At 61.6% G+C, this 16,480-nt stretch carries 13 protein-coding genes and 1 pseudogene; 11 read left to right on the top strand and 3 right to left on the bottom strand.

The features are described 5' to 3' along the window. Nucleotides 1-11 precede the first annotated feature (11 nt). From T31B1_RS18830 to T31B1_RS18820, 3 genes and pseudogenes are all read right to left on the bottom strand, one after another. Nucleotides 12-2,962 (bottom strand): annotated as a pseudogene (locus T31B1_RS18830) (Tn3 family transposase). Nucleotides 2,963-2,966: 4 nt separating this feature from the next. Next, entirely contained in the window at nt 2,967-3,557 is a 591-nt protein-coding gene (locus T31B1_RS18825; RefSeq protein ID WP_353251224.1) for a recombinase family protein, read from the bottom strand. 501 nt (nt 3,558-4,058) lie between these two features. Beyond that, on the bottom strand, nt 4,059-4,367 hold the full coding sequence (locus T31B1_RS18820; protein WP_353251087.1) for a hypothetical protein: 309 nt from the start codon (nt 4,365-4,367) through the stop codon (nt 4,059-4,061). A 277-nt stretch (nt 4,368-4,644) separates the two neighbouring features. Here T31B1_RS18820 and nhaA point away from each other — a divergent pair, with 277 nt between their 5' ends. The 11 genes from nhaA to T31B1_RS18765 all read left to right on the top strand — a co-directional run bounded on the left by nhaA (nt 4,645) and on the right by T31B1_RS18765 (nt 16,221). Then, entirely contained in the window at nt 4,645-6,471 is a 1,827-nt protein-coding gene (gene nhaA / locus T31B1_RS18815) for a Na+/H+ antiporter NhaA (RefSeq protein ID WP_353251086.1), read from the top strand. 302 nt (nt 6,472-6,773) lie between these two features. Next, a complete protein-coding gene (locus T31B1_RS18810) occupies nt 6,774-7,397 on the top strand; it encodes an MEDS domain-containing protein (RefSeq protein ID WP_353251085.1) in 624 nt (207 codons plus the stop codon). A 4-nt stretch (nt 7,398-7,401) separates the two neighbouring features. Then, nucleotides 7,402-8,958, top strand: a complete 1,557-nt coding sequence (locus T31B1_RS18805; protein WP_353251084.1) for a sigma-54 interaction domain-containing protein — start codon at nt 7,402-7,404, stop codon at nt 8,956-8,958. Nucleotides 8,959-9,973: 1,015 nt separating this feature from the next. Next, entirely contained in the window at nt 9,974-11,119 is a 1,146-nt protein-coding gene (locus T31B1_RS18800; RefSeq protein ID WP_353251083.1) for a glutathione-independent formaldehyde dehydrogenase, read from the top strand. A gap of 82 nt (nt 11,120-11,201) precedes the next feature. Further along, nucleotides 11,202-11,495: a putative quinol monooxygenase gene (locus T31B1_RS18795; protein WP_353251082.1), complete on the top strand. Its 294-nt coding sequence runs from the start codon at nt 11,202-11,204 to the stop codon at nt 11,493-11,495. Nucleotides 11,496-11,526: 31 nt separating this feature from the next. Beyond that, nucleotides 11,527-12,045 (top strand): redoxin domain-containing protein, encoded by a 519-nt coding sequence (locus tag T31B1_RS18790; RefSeq protein ID WP_353251081.1) that lies wholly within the window; start codon nt 11,527-11,529, stop codon nt 12,043-12,045. Beyond that, on the top strand, nt 12,042-12,569 hold the full coding sequence (locus T31B1_RS18785; RefSeq protein ID WP_353251080.1) for a DsbA family protein: 528 nt from the start codon (nt 12,042-12,044) through the stop codon (nt 12,567-12,569). The genes T31B1_RS18790 and T31B1_RS18785 overlap by 4 nt, the downstream gene beginning before the upstream one ends. Nucleotides 12,570-12,616: 47 nt before the next feature. Beyond that, on the top strand, nt 12,617-13,183 hold the full coding sequence (locus T31B1_RS18780; protein WP_353251079.1) for a type 1 glutamine amidotransferase domain-containing protein: 567 nt from the start codon (nt 12,617-12,619) through the stop codon (nt 13,181-13,183). 38 nt (nt 13,184-13,221) lie between these two features. Beyond that, nucleotides 13,222-13,632 carry a GlcG/HbpS family heme-binding protein gene (locus tag T31B1_RS18775; RefSeq protein WP_353251078.1) on the top strand — a complete coding sequence of 137 codons (411 nt, stop codon included), beginning with the start codon at nt 13,222-13,224 and terminating at the stop codon, nt 13,630-13,632. Nucleotides 13,633-14,112: 480 nt separating this feature from the next. Next, a complete protein-coding gene (locus tag T31B1_RS18770) occupies nt 14,113-15,108 on the top strand; it encodes a zinc-dependent alcohol dehydrogenase family protein (RefSeq protein ID WP_353251223.1) in 996 nt (331 codons plus the stop codon). A 111-nt stretch (nt 15,109-15,219) separates the two neighbouring features. Next, the gene (locus tag T31B1_RS18765) at nt 15,220-16,221 is read left to right on the top strand and encodes a formate/nitrite transporter family protein (RefSeq protein ID WP_353251077.1); all 1,002 of its coding nucleotides are present in this window, start codon (nt 15,220-15,222) and stop codon (nt 16,219-16,221) included. Nucleotides 16,222-16,480: the final 259 nt, after the last annotated feature.

Raw genomic sequence — 16,480 nt, 5'->3', positions numbered from 1 at the left:
CGCCATCTGAATCAAAGCAACACCAGTCTGTCATCCATATCGAGTTCGAACCGGCCGTAGGGGTTAACGTGTTCCCATATCAAGGGCGTTAAAGCGGCGTAATCGCGCGGCGTCAGCCGCCCTTGCCACTGCGGTTGGGCCAGCACTTTCTGAATCATCAGTGTGTTGACATAGACCATGCAGTTTTGCACCAGATGAAGTGCGAGCATGCTGACCTCGTGATCTTCACGGCGATTGCTGGCCATGTCGCCGCGACGTGCGAAGAACACAAAGTCCGTGGCGCCGTTCCATTGTTCGACCACGTTCAGCCCCTCGTTAATCTCGCGACGCAGCGATTCAGAGTGCAGATAGCGGCACAGAAAGATCGTTTTGACCGCTTTGCCGAGTTCAGCGAACGCCTTATAAGTTGGGTGCTGGACGTTCTTCTTGGTGAAGCGGCGCATAATCGCTTCGGTTTCGGCCGTCCCCAAGCGTAGCGCCGTGGCATATTTGATCATCTAGTCATACTGCTGGCGCACGAGTGCCCAGTTGATCGGGCGCGTCAGTATCTGTTGCAGATTCGCATAGGCCTCGGCTTTACCAGTTTCCGGCCGATACAGCTTCTGCGAATGAATTGCTTTCAGTCGTGGCAACAACTGAAAACCGAGCAGCCGACACATGGCAAAGGCCACCGTGCTCTGGCCGTGCGAATCGACGTATTGTCGATCCACTTCCATCTCGGTGCAGTGATGGATCACGCCCTCGATCATCGATGCCACCTCGGACGATGAGGGCGACTTGAGCTGGGATGGATGCACAGCGAATTACGCTCGACGTGCCAATAGATCATAATGCCGCGTCCGCCGTAGCGGGCGTGCCATTGCGTCGTAAGGTTCTGATCCCAAGCCCCGAAATGCTTGGAGTCGCCGGCACACGCGGTGGTGCCGCTACCCCAGACGAGCGGGTTGCGGGCGCGCAGCGTCCGGTCGGCAACAATGGCCACAGCGCGGCGTAGCGCATCGACGCTGATGTAGCGGCGGCGAACATAGGCCAGATCCTTGGCTGTCGTGCCCGAGCCTTGGCTCGCCATGCGTTGCAAGCCGGCATTGGTACCGATGCCGTGGAGGCACCGCAGCAAACGGGGTTGTAATACGCCGCGATCCATTGCTTCGTAGGCCGTCGGGCTTTTCAGAGCCTCAGTGAACCCCAGCCGCAGATCGGCTTCCTTGACCATATCGAGCAGGCTGGTCATCGGCCAGATGGCGTTAAGTTCGGCCTTGAGCGCCGACAGGCTGGCCGGTTCGGGCTGCGCATCGAGCGGCGTCAGGGTGATCCAGCCGCCGCCCTTACTGCTCAGGCGAACGAAACGGTTGCTCTTCAGTCCGTTGTCGAGAATGCGCAACGCGTCGCGCATCTCGGCCTGTAGATCGGTGATGAAGCGCTCCGGGTCGAGCGGGAGATTGAGTGCCTGGTAGTGGGCGTCCCGATTTTGGTCGAAATCGGCCGGCAAGTCCTCGTCAGGGCTGCGGTAGCGATTCGCGCCGACCACCCAGATTTCCTTGCATCGCAGTTGTTCGCGCAACGCCTCCAGTACGGCTATTTCGTATGTGATCCGGTTGACCCGTTCGAGGCCGGCGGCATCGGTCTCCAACACGGCATCACGCCAGAGCCCGCGCACCACACCATCGAGTGGCACCACTTCGTCCGGCGGAAAGGTATGCACCTTGGTATCCGCGAAGCGTTTCACCAGTTCAAGCGCCTGCATGACCGGCCGGTGACGGTCGTTGTTGGAACGAAACTCCAAAGCGGCCAGTAGTTGGGGCACCATACGGCGGTAATGTCCTCGGTACGAGTTGCGAATCACGGTGCGCAACGTGACCCGATAGGTCGGACCGGTGGCTTTCCACTCCTTGACCAGATCACGCAGTTTCTGTTCGCCCACCACGGGAAACACCACGTCGCGTACCATGCCGTCGGGCTGGGCCAACGAGGCATCGGCCAGTTCAAATAGCAGGTTCTGCTTGCCGGTAACCCGCTTGAGGTCGTCCAGCAGCTCGCGCTCAACCTTGCGCTCAGCGCGCGCACCGATTCGGTGGATCGTTTCGATTAGCAAGTCCACCAGATCGTCGGTCAGGCTACGAGCGCGCAAATACACGAAGGCAGCCAGCCAGGTCAGGCGTGCCGCGTCGGGATGCCGGCGGAGCTCGTGCGGTGCTTCGACCGACACAGGCCACCGACAGTGTTCCAACTCGCGGGGCGGCGTGCGGTCAAACAGGTCGGCGGGTAGCGCCACCTGTCGGATGAGTTCCAGCTTGGCCAGTTCGTCCTGCATGCTGGCCAGGCTGGGCCGGCCGGGGCTACCGCGCAGCTTCAGCAGGACGGCCGGCGCGCTGCCTCCCGTGTCCTCCCGCGCGTTATCGCTACCCGCCTTGTCCGGACGCAGTAAGGCATCCAGCCGTTCTCGCGTCTCCGACGACAGCCGCTCATACACGCTCGCGTGAAAGCGCTCTTCGTGGGCGCGTAGCGCGGTGCGGACAATGCGCCCTGCACGGTCGGCTGTGGGCGGTTCGATGGCCAACTCGCGGCAACGTGTCTCCAGACGCTCGATCAACGGCTCGATTTCGCTACCCACTTCTGCCGCGACGTGATCGCGCAGCCAAGCGGTCAACATCTCGGCGTCAGCGACCGTGGCTTCGCGAAAACCGAACCGGGTCCGGATTTCGGCACGCAAGCGTTCGGCCGTGCGCCCAGTGGGCAACGTCTTGGCAGTCTTCGGCGACGGTAAACCGAATCGCCGAATCAGCGCATTAACCGCATGTGGCTCCACCTCCGCTTCTTCACGTGGGAAGCGGCCCCGCTCGCGGAAGAACGCCAACAAAATTGCGAAGCCTAGCCGGTTAGCACGGTTCTTGGTCATCATCAGCGCGTATTCCGCTGATGTCAGCGCCCAAAGATCTTCGGTGCTGCTGCCCGCCTTCAGCATCCGGTTATGTTTCCGGCTGGTGTGATTCCGGCCAGCCGATGTGCGCGAGCGTGTCAATCAAGGTGGTGCGTTTCACGCCGAAGTTGCGGCACACGGCCGCTTTCGACATGCAGTCGTTGAGTGCACCAATGATCGCGTCCAGTTTCTCGCCGACGATCGTCGGCGGCCGGCCGCCGATTCGCCCACGGCGCTTGGCGGCGGCCAGTCCGGCGACAACGCGTTCCTGGATCAAAGCCCGCTCGTATTGGGCGAGCGCTCCGAAGAAGTGGAATAACAATTCGCCCGAGGGCGTCGTGGTGTCCATGCCTTCGGTCAGCGAGCGGAACGCCACCTGCTTGTCTTTCAATGCATTCACGATGGCGAGCAAGTGCGACAGCGAGCGGCCGAGCCGGTCCAGCTTCCACACCACGAACACGTCGCCAGCGCAGGCGTAGTCCAGCGCCTGAGCCAAACCGGGCCGATTATCCTGGGCGCCGGACGCGTGGTCTTCGAACAGATGCCGGGAATCAACGCCGGCCGTCAGCAAGGCGTCGCGTTGCAGGTCCGTGGTCTGGCGATCCGAATCAGACGAGACGCGCATGTAGCCGATCAACATAAACGAAAAACCCTCAAAAGGCGGTTTCTGCATAGTGGCTCATGGCGACAGAGTTTTCCGTACATTTTTCAGGGCATCGACGAGGTGATTTCCGCGGCCAATGCTGGCCTGTCGACAAACAGATGTTTTCCGACAGCAGCACCTGGTGTAACCCAATTCGGTATATGGCTTGGTTCCATGCCCGCCGATTCAACTTCAGCAAAACTGCTGCCAGCCGCTCACGTCACAGACCCGATAAGGTCGTCCAAATGACGGCTTGTGACACGAGTGTTGAATCTACCCCTTAGGGCTCGTAGATTTAAGTCCTGCTGCAATAGACGACTTTTTAAGGCTATGTCACTGTTAGCTGTTGATGGCCCGTGTGGCAATGGTTGTCGAACGGAACTTGAATAACGCGATCACCCACTTATGCCTTTATCAACACTCAAAGACGACAGAGCCCTTTTTGACTTTCGCAAGTTCGATTTTGGCGCGGCTAATAATTCGATTCGGTCGGTTCGTTTACCGCTTGAATACGCTGCCTCTGCCGGTACCCGTAGGTGGCGTTGCGTACGGTATCCTCGTCTTCGAGGCCCGCGCCAATCGCCCCCCCGCGATAGTCGCCACCGAAGTGGCCAGCCAAGCCAGCACGATGTAATTGCTTAGCCCGATCGGATGTCCCAACCGCGCTTCCAGCAAGCTGGAGGGCACAATGATGGATACGGCGAGAATGAACAAACCCAAAAGGCACACGTAATAAACCACGACGGCGACGCTCAGGGTCAGCACGGTGACCGTGTTGTAGAGCCTGGCCGTATCGACGATTCGCATCGAGAAAACCGACGCTATCGATTGAAAAAGATGCTGTTGATCTGCGTGTGTGCGGTTATCAGTGGCACCGAAGGCTAGAGCGCGACGGCGCCGTCGGCCGAACGAAGCTCAACCGGTTGCGGCGCTTTTAACCTTACGAAAACGGCGTTCCGGATAAGGACACGATTGCTTGATGATCAGACACATGACATCAGGGCGCGTGATTATTATGCGAAAGCCATGGTCTGTCGGTGGCTTTTGTGTGCGTCTTTGGCTGGGGTCCGGTACGCTTCGTTATATGCCCGAACAGCCGAGCCAGCTAAGCCCGCCGGTGGATCCCGCACGCGACCATATGGACGGGCCGGATGACCCCGGCGTAACCCTGCTGGAGTACGGCGATTACCAGTGCGGCTATTGCCAGCGGGCGCACGCAGGCATCCGGCGGATACGCGAGCAACATCTGCCTGGCCAGGTCCGCTATGTTTTTCGGCACCTGCCCAATACCCGGCTGCACCCCGACGCCCAGCGCGCCGCCGAAGCCGCCGAAGCGGCCGCCGCCCAAGGCCGGTTCTGGGATATGCACGACTATATGTTCGCGCATCAGGACGCGCTCGACCGCGACAGCCTTGTCGACGCCGCCGCCACGCTGGGACTGGATCAGCAACGCTTCGCGCGCGAGCTCGACGACCAGATCCACGCACCGCGGGTGCGCGCCGATCTGGATCACGCGCAGGCCAGCGGCGTCCACGTCACGCCGACGTTTTTCATCGACGGGCGTCGTTATGACGGCCCCTGGGACGACGAGTCGGTGCTGGATACGATGCGCCGGCCGCTGGGCGGACGGGTCCGGCAGTTTGCCGAGGATTTCGCTGGTCTATCAGCCTCAGCAGGCTTTTTGATGCTGCTGGGCGCCGTGGTGGCGCTGGTGTGGGCCAACTCGCCGTGGGCGGCCAGCTACACCGCGCTCTGGAATACCGAGCTGGCCGTGCGTCTGGGACGGTTCGCGCTGCCGCTGTCGTTGCATCAATGGATCAACGACGGCCTGATCGTGCTTTTCTTCTTCGTCGTTACGCTGGAGATCAAGCGCGAGATCACGGTCGGGCAAATGAGTGAACCGCGCCGCGCGGCGCTTCCTTTGGCGGCCGCGGCGGGCGGCATGCTCGCGCCGGTCGTTTTGTATTCGTTGTTCAACTGGGGCGGCGCACAGGCCATGGGTTGGGGCGTGCCCATGGCGACCGATACCGCCTTCGCCCTCGGTATCATGGCAATGCTGGGCTCGCGCGTACCGCTGGCGCTGAAGGTGTTCGTCGCTGCGCTGGCAATCGCCGATGATGTCGGGGCCATTCTGGTGCTGGCGTTGTTTTATACCACCGACATCGCGGTGGCGGGGCTGGTGTTAGCGGCGCTGTGTTTTGCCGCGGCGCTGGCGCTCAACCGCGCCCGGGTCTATAGGCCGCTGCCCTATGCCCTGGCCGGCATCGCGCTATGGTCGGCGGTGTATTATTCGGGCTTACATACCACGCTGGCCGGGGTATTGCTGGCGGTGGCCATTCCCACCCGCAGCCCGCCGAATATGCCGGGCCTGCACAGCCAGAGCACGGCGTTGTTTGATAGTCTGCAAGCGCCGCCGGTGGCGAGCAACGATCAAAGCCGCTACCAAGCCACGGTGCGCGCGCTGGAAAGCCTGGTCCGGCGGCTGCTTTCACCGGCCCAGCGGCTCGAACGCGATCTGCGGCCCTGGTCTTCCTATCTGATACTACCGCTGTTCGCGCTCGCCAACGCCGGTATCGCGGTGGCGCCGAGCACCCTCGATTTTTTACGGCCGGTCAGCCTGGGTGTGATCGTGGGCCTGGTGATCGGCAAGCCGTTGGGCATTACGCTGGCGACCTGGCTGGCGGTGCGCGCGGGGCTGGCGGATCAACCCACTGAATTCAGCTGGCGCCAGGTCGCGGGTGCGGGCGCCCTGTGCGGCATTGGTTTTACGATGTCGATTTTTATCGCCGACGCGGCGTTCGCCGATTCCGGCCCGCTGGCGCTGGCCAAGGTCAGCGTCATGGTCGCCTGCGTGCTCGCAGCCGGTCTCGGCTGGTGGCTGTTGCGCGGCGCGCCCTCGCCGTCGGCTTGAACCCGACCGACAAGACGATCCGCCACGTAACCGGCCCAGACTCGGCGCAAAACCGGGTGGCGCTTGTTCTCGAAGGTATCGATTGGCACGCCGATTCGTACCCCGGTTGACGGCCGGTCTCGCTTCGATCCGCGCCAAGAAAGACGCTCGCAGTATGCTGTAACGCGCTATTCATCCGTTCCGAAGCGGAATCGGACGCAGGCCATTACGTTGGGTGAAACCGATTATCTCCGAGAAAAACGGCTAGACAGCCGCTGATCATTCGCGTTTACTTGATTTTCATAGAATTCTTTAGCCTTTGCATGACCTTCCAGACCCCCAGCAATCCGATCACGCTCGCCGGCGCGCCGATGGGCGACGTGTTGCACGCGTGCGCGTTTTTTAACAGCGATGTCGAAGGTTACCGTGTGTTGACGCCGTTCATCCGCGAGGGTATCGAGGCCGGCGAGAAAGCGTTTCATATCGTAAGTGCTGCGGGCTGCGATCATCATCTGGGGCATCTGCGCGACGCGGATATCGCGGTCGATGCGGCGCGTGAGCGCGGCCAACTCGATCTACACACCTGGGACGAGATCTATTTCGCCGATGGCACGTTCGATTACCAGCGCGTACTCGAAACCATGCTGGCGCATATGACGCAAGCGCGTGACGAGGGTTATGCGCGTACGCGGCTGGTCTCGCGCATGGACTGGGCGTTGGAGGATTATCCGGGTACGCAGGATCTGCTCGAATACGAGACCCGTTTCAATCTCGAGCCCAACCCGGGCAATCCTGTGGTTTGCGTCTACGATCTGGCCAAGTTCCGCGCCGACGTGATAATCGATGTCATGCGTGTCCACCCGATCATGGTCATCGGCGAGACCCTGCAGGAAAACCCGTTTTTCGTGCCGCCGGAGCAGATGCTCGCCGAGTTGCGGGCTCGATAAGGCGGTGACCGCATCCGGAGGCGACGAATCCGCGACCGAAGTCCAACGGCTGCAAAGTTGTCTCAGCGACCTGCTCGGCGTGCTCGCGCTGCCCTCGGTTTGGCAAAACCAAAGCCCCGAGCGCGTGCTCGCCATATTGCTCGATGCGCTCATGCGCCTGATGCCTTTGGAGTTGGCCTACGCGCGTCTTACCCCGGCCGATGGGGCCAAGCCGGTCGATGTCTATCGTCTCGCGACGGCCAGGCGTTATCGCCGTCAGGCGGCGCGGCTGGCCGAAGGACTCGACGTCTGGTTGACCGGCGAGTCTACGCAAACCCAGGCGATTATCGCGCATCCGTTGGACGAAGGCGATCTGGCGCTGGCACGGCTGCCGCTGGGTCATGCGACGCGTCTTGTCGTGGCCTCGCGCAATACGGATTTCCCCGACGACACCGAGCGACTACTGCTGCGGGTCGCGACCAATCAGGCCGCAGTCGAACTGCAACACGCCGAGGTGCTTGCGGCGCGAAAGCGCGCCGAGGACAGCGAGCGCCGCCGCGATACGCTGGTCGCCCGCAACATCTACCTGCGTGAGCAACTCGACGACGAAAGGCGCCACGGCGATATTATCGGTGAGAGTACGGCGCTCGCCGGCGTGCTCGCCCATGTCGAGCAGGTCGCGCCGACGTCCGCGTGTGTGCTGATCGAAGGCGAGACCGGCACCGGCAAGGAACTCGTCGCGCGCGCGGTACATGCCGGCAGCGGCCGCGACGACGAGGCCTTCGTCAAACTCAACTGCGCGGCGATCCCGACCGGGTTGCTGGAAGCCGAACTGTTCGGCCACGAAAAAGGCGCGTTCACCGGCGCGGTGGCCCAGCGGGTGGGCCGCTTCGAGCTCGCCGATGGCGGCACGCTGTTTCTGGACGAGGTCGGCGATATCCCGTTGGAACTCCAGGCCAAGTTGCTGCGCGTGCTCCAGGAAGGCGAGTTCGAGCGCCTGGGCAGTACCCGCACCCAGCGCGTGGATGTCCGGCTGGTGGCCGCCTCCAATCGGGATCTGGCGCGGATGGTGGCTGAGCGCGCCTTTCGCGAGGACCTGTACTATCGGCTCAATGTGTTCCCGATCCGGGTGCCGGCGCTGCGTGAGCGCAAAGACGATATCCCGGCGCTGGTCGAGCATTTCACCCGTATCTACGCCCGCAAATTCGACAAACCCGTCGAGCAGATTACCGCCGTGACCATGCGCGCTCTGTGTGCCTACGCCTGGCCCGGCAATATTCGTGAGCTGGAGAATTTCATCGAGCGCAGCGTGATCCTGTCGTCGGGGACGCAGCTCAACGCACCGCTGACCGAACTCGGCCCGCTACCTTCCAGGCCAGAACACCCGCCCGAATCACCGACAGATGGGCGCAAGAACAGAGCTCTGAAAGACGTGGAACACGACCATATCGTGGCTGCGTTGCAAGCCTGTAACTGGACAGTCGGTGGCCCGCAAGGCGCCGCCGCGCGTCTAGACATGAAACGCACGACGCTGCAATACCGGATGCGCAAACTGGGTATAGAGCGACCGGCTACAGGTTGAACAAACAAGAGCCTGATAGAGATCGGATCCGTGTTCATTTCGACATAGACGAAACTGAGGTTTCGCGCTGTTGCGCGACTCCCTTTCGTTTGCTCGTCCAAACGAAAGGAAGCAAAGAAAAGGACACCCGCGTTACGCGCCGGCTGCGCCGGTCCACTGCGATGCTCGCATCGAAGGGATGCGGCCAGAACTCGCGCCGCTTTGGCGGCACTCAGACATGCTGGCCGCACCGATGCTGTGCATCGGACACCCTTCGGTGCTGCGCTTCTCGCCGCTCCACACGGGACCCAATACAAAGGCCGCGGCCTTGTCTGTATTGGCCTGTATTCACCCCCTTGGCGCTGCGCGGAGCAGCGCAGCCAGGAAGGGATCAAACAGCCGGATGTCTGAGTCGCGCGTAGCGCGGCGAGTTTCCGGCTGTTCTCTTGCTGGCGAGCAGCGCAAGGAATCGATGCGAAGCATCGACGCAGTGCAGGGTGCCCTTTTGTTGGAGACTTATATTTGGGCAAGCAAATATAAGTCTCTCGCGCATCAGCGCGAAACCCCAAGCCAGATCGAAGACAATGCTGTATCAGCTTTCGAACAACCGGCTGACCGCAACATGACCCGACTGTGCTTGAAACATAATCAAAAATGTTTTTCGACCGCACGGTATGCAACCGCTTGGCCGTCCAAAAGACTGAGTGCACGCCTGTCGCCTTTGCAAAACCCGTCGTTGAGCTGCTCGAGGCGGAGCCGCAGGGGATTGATGAATCAACGCAATGCGTCGCGGTTGATCGTGACTGACGAATAGTCGGCATCGCTGCCGAATACTCGGCATTTCGGCAGCGCTACGGTCTTATTTGCAAACCAAAACCAGCGGCCGGTAAGCCGATTATTCGTTGGCGAAACATAGGCTTATAGAATCTCATGGCGCGTTAGCGGGAGTCTGGAACGCTCTTTGCAATTCATGTTCTAAACACCATCTACTCCGCTTCGGATGGGGTTGCGAACATGCAAGCAAGGAGCATACGTCATGAAAGCAGTCGTCTATAAAGGCCCGAAGGAAGTTGCCGTCGAGGAAGTCGCCGACGCCAAGATCGAACGCCCCACCGATGTCGTCGTCAAGATCACCACCACCAATATCTGCGGCTCCGATCTGCATATGTATGAAGGCCGCACGGACCTGGAACCCGGCCGCGTGATCGGCCACGAGAACATGGGTGAAGTCGTGGAGGTCGGCGGCGGCGTCGAGCGCATCCGGGTCGGCGATCACGTCTCACTGCCTTTCAACATCGGCTGCGGGTTCTGCCGGAACTGCGAGGCAGGCAACACCGCGTTTTGTCTGACCGTAAACCCAGACCCGGACATGGCCGGCGCGGCCTACGGCTTCGCGGGCATGGGGCCGTTCGCCGGCGGCCAGGCCGAATACCTACGCGTACCGTTCGCTGACTTCAACTGCCTGCGTCTGCCCGAGGATGCGAGCGAAAAACAAAACGACTACGCGCTGGTTTCCGATGTCTTCCCCACCGGGTGGCACGCCACCGAAATGGCCGATTTACAGCCGGGCGAATCGGTAGTGATTTACGGCGGCGGCGCGGTCGGGCTGATGGCCGCCTATTCGGCGATTCTGAAAAGCGCATCGCTGGTCATGCTCGTCGATCGCGAACCCGATCGGCTGAAGCTTGCCAAGCAGATGGGTGCGATCCCCATCGATGACTCCAAAGGCGACAGCGTCAACCAGATACTCGAGCTCACTGACGGCCGGGGTGCAGACAAGGGCTGCGAGTGCGTGGGCTATCAATGCTGCAACCACCACGGCCAGGAACAGCCCAATCTAACCTTGAACAACCTCGTGGCTAGCGTTCGCTTTACCGGCAAGATCGGAACCGTGGGCATTTTCCTGCCGCACGACCCTGGCGCCGACAGCGAAATGCATCGCCAGGGTCAAATTGCGTTCGATATGGGCAAGTTCTGGTTCAAGGGCCAGAAAATGGGCTGCGGGCAGGCCAACGTCAAGCGCTATAACCGCCAGCTGCGCGATCTCATCCACCGCGACGTCGCCAAGCCTTCGTTCATCGTCTCGCACGAGATGCCGCTGGCCGACGCGCCGGAGGGCTATCGCCGTTTCGATGCCCACGAGGACGGCTACACGAAGATTCTGCTCAAGCCGGCAGCCTGATCGAGCGTCCGCTAATAGACCCAGGCCTGGTCGGTTTTCGTAACTGCCCGGCCTGGTAAAACAATGGCATAGGACAAGCAATATGATTCGCAAAGCACTCTGGGTTGCGCTGCAAGCCCAACCCGGCAAGGAAGCCGATGTCGAGGCTTTTCTCGACAGCGGCCTTGAACTGGTCCAAAACGAACCCGGCACCAAAACCTGGTACGCCGTCAAGCTGGGGCCGGCGTCCTACGGCATCTTCGACACGTTTGACAACGAGTCCGGCCGCGATGCCCACCTGGCCGGCGAGGTCGCCAAGGCGCTGATGAACCAGGCCCCGGACCTGTTTGCCGAGCAGCCGCAAATCAACAAGGTCGACGTGCTGGCGGCGAAATAGCCGGCGCGCCGGTTTTCAGGAGGCCCATGTCATGAGTACGCGTCAGTCAACGCAAACGACGCCGGGCGCCGAGTCGGCGTTATCGCCCGGCGAGCGCGCTCCGGACTTCAACTTGGCGCGCTCGCCCGACGACTCACTGTCGCTGGGCGATTTGCGCGGTCAGCCGGTGGTACTGGTGTTCTACCCGGCCGACTGGAGCCCGGTATGCGGTGGCCAATTGGCGCTGTACAATGAGATTCTGGAAGAATTCCAACGCTTCGACGCGCGCTTGCTGGGCATCTCGGTCGATGGTGTCTGGTGCCACAAGGCGTTCGCCGAGGATAAGAATCTGGAATTCGATCTGCTGTCCGATTTCGAGCCCAAGGGCGAGGTCGCCGGGGCCTACGGCGTCTATCGCGACAGCGACGGCGTGACCGAAAGAGCGCTGTTCGTCATCGACGGCGACGGCGTCATCCGCTGGAGCACTGTCTCGCCCATCGATGTCGATCCCGGCGCCGACGGCATCCTGGCCGCGCTCGAAGACTTGGATGAACAGGAGGCCACCCGATGAACGCTTCATCCCTCACCCCGATCGACGAAACCGATCATACCCAAGGCCCGGATGACGCCCCGGTCACCCTGATCGAATACGGCGACTTTGAGTGCCCCCTCTGCGGCCAGGCCTACCCGATCGTCGAGCGGCTAAGACGAGACTACGGCGATGACTTGCGCTTCGCCTTTCGCCACCTGCCACTAAACAAGGTGCACCCGCACGCCGCGCAGGCCGCCCAGGCCGCGGAAGCGGCCGGCGCGCAGGACCAATTCTGGGCGATGCATGCTGCCCTGTTCGAGCACCAGCGCGCCCTCGAATACGAAGACCTGAAAGGCTACGCCGAGGATTTGGCATTGGATACCGAGCGCTTTGCGCGCGAACTTGACGAACGGGTCTATAACAAGCGTGTGCAAGCCGATCTACGGGGCGGCGTGCGCGCCGGCGCCAACGGCACGCCGACGTTTTTCATCAACGGCGTACGCCACGACGGCGACTTCGACTTCGATACGTTGTCGCAGGCCATAACAAAGGCAGGCGCATAAACCCTTGGCGGGGGGGGGAACTTCGATATTCAATCAGGCGCAATACGATGCCCGACGAACTCAACGGCAGAAAAATCGCGATACTGGCCACCGACGGCTTTGAACAGGTCGAGCTGACCGAACCGCGCCAGGCCCTCATCGACGCCGGCGCCGAGACCGTGGTGGTCGCGCCCAAGGACGGGTCCATCAAGGGCTGGAAATTCACCGATTGGGGCGACAGCGTTGACGTCGACGTGACGCTGGACAGCGCCGATGCGGGCGATTATGACGCCCTATTGCTGCCCGGCGGCGTGATGAATCCGGACAGCCTGCGCCGCGACGAATCCGCGCTGGCGTTCGTCCGCGCGTTCTTTGAAGCCGGCAAGCCGGTCGCGGCGATCTGCCATGCGCCCTGGACGCTGATCGACGCGCAGCAGGTGTCCGGCAAGCGCATGACCTCGTTTCACACGCTGCAGACCGACCTGAAAAACGCCGGCGCGAACTGGGTGGACGAAGAAGTGGTGGTCGACCATGGCCTGGTCACCAGCCGCAGCCCCGACGATATCCCGGCGTTCATCGCCAAGATGGTCGAGGAATTCGCCGAAAGCAAGCATCGCGCGTCGGCCACCGGTTAGCGATTGCCTATCCCGCTTATCCAATCGGAGGAATTGTCATGCACCAAGCCAACGGCGTTTCGCTGGAAGACGCGCAGCGCGTCATCGGCGCCGGTATCGACAAAGCCCAGGAGATCGGCCAGCCGGTAAATATCGCGGTGGTCGACGCCGGCGGCAACCAAGTCGCCCATGCGCGGATGGACGGCGCCTGGATCGGCAGTGTCGATATTGCCATCAACAAGGCGTTTACCAGCCGCGCCTTCGATCTGTCGACCAAGGATCTGGGGGCGAACGCGCAGCCGGGCGAGCAGTTTTTCGGCATCCAGATGTCCAACCACGGCCGCGTCATGACTTTTGCCGGCGGCGTGCCGCTGCAAGGCGTAGATCGCGTGGTGAGCGCGGTTGGCGGAAGCGGCGGCAGCGGGGACCAGGACCAAAGCGTCGCCGAGGTGGCGGCCCAGGCTTTTTAAATACCGGGCTTTGTACCGAGGCACGCTATGAAGATTGTATCCAACCCGCCGCCGCGATCCCCCGCACCCGAGCCGCGTCCGCCCATCCAAGACGTCTACGGTCAGGATACCGAGGCTGGCGGGGTCAGCGATGGCGTGATGCGCTGGAGCTGGATGATGGCCATGCAGGCATCGCCCAAGGCCACGCTGGATTGCGTGGACGCTTTCGGCCGCACCGATCTCAGGCCCGATATGGATGCCTTCAATGTGCCCACCCTAGTGGTGCACGGCACCGGCGATGCTACCGTGCCCATTGACGCCACCGGCCGCGCCGCCGCCAAGGCGATCGGCAGCAACGCCGAGCTCAAGGAGTACGAACGGCGCGCCGCACGGGCTGATCGTCACCCACGCCGAGCAACTCAATTAAAGACCTATTGGCTTTTCTCAACGGTTGAACACAGCACCGTGCAAAGCACCAAAGGCCCCAACAAGGAGTCACGTATGACCCGAGCTATTCGTTTCCACGAGACCGGCGGCCCGGACGTTCTGCAATACGAAGACATCGAAATCGGCGCGCCCGGCCGCGGCGAAGTTTGTATCAACGTCGAGGCCATCGGCTTGAACCGCGCCGAGGCGATGTTTCGCCAAGGCGCCTATCTGGAAGACCCGAAGCTGCCCGCCGGCGTCGGCTACGAAGGCGCCGGCACCGTCGAGGTGGTCGGCGACGGCGTCGAAGGCCTGGCCGAAGGCGACGCGGTGTCGGTGATCCCGGCGTTTTCGATGAACGACTACAGCTTCTACGCCGAACAGGCGATTGTGCCGGCACACGCAGTCACATCACGGCCGAAAGGTCTCGACGCCGTCCAGGCATCGGCTGTGTGGATGCCGTTTTTGACCGCCTACGGCGCACTCATCGAATTGGGCCAGCTCACCAAAGGTGACGCCGTCATCATCCCGGCGGCTTCCAGCAGTGTTGGTTTGGCCGCCATTCAGATCGCCAATAGCGTCGGCGCGGTGTCGATCGCGGCAACCCGCACTTCGAGCAAAGCCGACGACCTGAAAAAAGCCGGCGCCGCCCATGTCGTGGCGACCGAGGAACAGGACATTGTTGCCGAAGTTATGCGTATCACCGGTAACAAAGGCGCGCGCATGGTCTTCGATCCGGTGGCCGGCCCGCAGGTCGAAACGCTTGTCGACGCCATGGGCGCCGGCGGCATCGTGTTCATCTATGGCGCGTTGGCCGGCAAGCCGACGCCGTTTCCGATGATCGCGGGTATGAACAAGGCGCTAACCATGCGCGGCTATACCCTTTTCGAGGTCATCGGCGACGCCGGCCGCTTCGAGCGCGGCAAGAAGTTTGTCACCGACGGCCTGGAAAAAGGCGATTTCAAGGCCACGGTGTCCAAGACTTTCGACTTCGAGGACATGGTCGAAGCCCACAAGTATATGGAATCCAACCAGCAATTCGGCAAGATCGTTGTCACGGTCGGCGGCTAAATTCACCAATCCCCCGCGGCTCGCCGCGGGCACCTCGGCGATGGGGTTTCCAAATCGGCCGGCACGCGTGCCGGTCGCCGGATTGTAAGCCTGGATAATTATCGTAAGCTCATGACCGACACGCGACACTCTGACCGCCCGTCGAAGGTACGATCCGAAAAACAGCCGATCGAAGTGCGCGAGCGCGACAGCGCGGCATCAGGCGCACCTATCGCTGGGTGGGCGACAGGTGACCGGTTCTCTTGGGAGGAAATCCATCAACGCTTGTTGGCGAGCGCCGATGAGGAAATCGCGCATAGAATCCGAATATTGTTCTTCAGCGGCTTGACCGCGGGGTTCGCGATAACCTTGACATTTCTCGGCCTTACCACGGGATTGGCGGCCTTCCCGGACAACCCGTTCTTGGGCTCGCTGCTTTATCCGATCGGCTTTCTCTATATCGTTCTAGGGAGGTACGAGCTCTATACAGAAAACACGCTGCCGCCCGTCAAGCTGGTGCTTACGAGGTTGGCGAGCCTGCCGCTGTTGCTTAGGCTGTGGGCGGTTGTGCTGGTAGCCAACATGCTCGGCGCCATAGGCGGCGCCTTCATCTTGGCCGAGGCGGAGGTCGTTTCTGAGGCCGGAGGCGACGCGGCGGCGACCTTGCTGGAGCACAGCATGGCGACGAGCTGGTGGTCGGTGTTCTTCAAGGCCTTTTTCGCTGGCTGGCTTGTCGCCGGCCTCGTCTGGCTCAGCTTCGCGGCACGGGACACGATCTCGCGCGTGCTGATCATCTACTTCGTCTTCTTCACCATTACCGCAACGGGTCTCTACCACATCATCTCTTCGACCTGCGAGGTGTTCTTCCTCTACTTCCGCAGCGGGATCGATCTCGGCGCCGCTGCCTGGGGATTTCTGCTCCCCGTGGGTCTGGGCAACACAATAGGCGGCGTTGTCGCCTTCTCGCTGGTTGGCTATGTGCAATCCGAACAGCATCGCTACCCAGAGGTCCGCGTGCTGAGCTTGAGGGATATGTTGTTCAGCTGGAAAGGCGGGCGGCCTTTCGGAACACCACGCCCGCGGGCACCGCACACCGAGCAATCCACCGGTGAGGCAGACAGAGACACCTCCTAGGTGCGTCGACCCGCGGCGGCCGCAGGTGAGGGCGCCGCCCCATTGATCACGCGGCTCTCAGCTGGGTGCTTGTAAGCGGGAGGTGTCTTGAAAGCGAAGATAAAAGGGGCGAGGTAAAAGGGGTCAGACCCGAATGGCACTCATACCCCCTTAACGGGGGAAAACATTGATATCCAGTTAGGAGCATACGATGTCCAACGAACTCAACGGCAGGAAAATCGCGATACTGGCCACCGACGGCTTTGAACAGGTCGAGCTG

It is taken from the genome of Salinisphaera sp. T31B1 (assembly GCF_040361275.1).
Lineage (GTDB): Bacteria > Pseudomonadota > Gammaproteobacteria > Nevskiales > Salinisphaeraceae > Salinisphaera.
The sequence above is the reverse complement of the archived record's forward strand: the minus strand, read 5'-3'. Positions and strand labels throughout refer to the sequence as shown.

Excerpts from the sequence above, each read along its gene's own strand:
- T31B1_RS18825 (WP_353251224.1), bottom strand. The coding sequence starts at position 3,557 with ATGTTGATCGGCTACATGCGCGTCTCGTCTGATTCGGATCGCCAGACC.
- T31B1_RS18820 (WP_353251087.1), bottom strand. The coding sequence starts at position 4,367 with ATGCGAATCGTCGATACGGCCAGGCTCTACAACACGGTCACCGTGCTG.
- nhaA (WP_353251086.1), top strand. The coding sequence starts at position 4,645 with ATGCCCGAACAGCCGAGCCAGCTAAGCCCGCCGGTGGATCCCGCACGC.
- T31B1_RS18810 (WP_353251085.1), top strand. The coding sequence starts at position 6,774 with ATGACCTTCCAGACCCCCAGCAATCCGATCACGCTCGCCGGCGCGCCG.
- T31B1_RS18800 (WP_353251083.1), top strand. The coding sequence starts at position 9,974 with ATGAAAGCAGTCGTCTATAAAGGCCCGAAGGAAGTTGCCGTCGAGGAA.
- T31B1_RS18795 (WP_353251082.1), top strand. The coding sequence starts at position 11,202 with ATGATTCGCAAAGCACTCTGGGTTGCGCTGCAAGCCCAACCCGGCAAG.
- T31B1_RS18790 (WP_353251081.1), top strand. The coding sequence starts at position 11,527 with ATGAGTACGCGTCAGTCAACGCAAACGACGCCGGGCGCCGAGTCGGCG.
- T31B1_RS18785 (WP_353251080.1), top strand. The coding sequence starts at position 12,042 with ATGAACGCTTCATCCCTCACCCCGATCGACGAAACCGATCATACCCAA.
- T31B1_RS18780 (WP_353251079.1), top strand. The coding sequence starts at position 12,617 with ATGCCCGACGAACTCAACGGCAGAAAAATCGCGATACTGGCCACCGAC.
- T31B1_RS18775 (WP_353251078.1), top strand. The coding sequence starts at position 13,222 with ATGCACCAAGCCAACGGCGTTTCGCTGGAAGACGCGCAGCGCGTCATC.
- T31B1_RS18770 (WP_353251223.1), top strand. The coding sequence starts at position 14,113 with ATGACCCGAGCTATTCGTTTCCACGAGACCGGCGGCCCGGACGTTCTG.
- T31B1_RS18765 (WP_353251077.1), top strand. The coding sequence starts at position 15,220 with ATGACCGACACGCGACACTCTGACCGCCCGTCGAAGGTACGATCCGAA.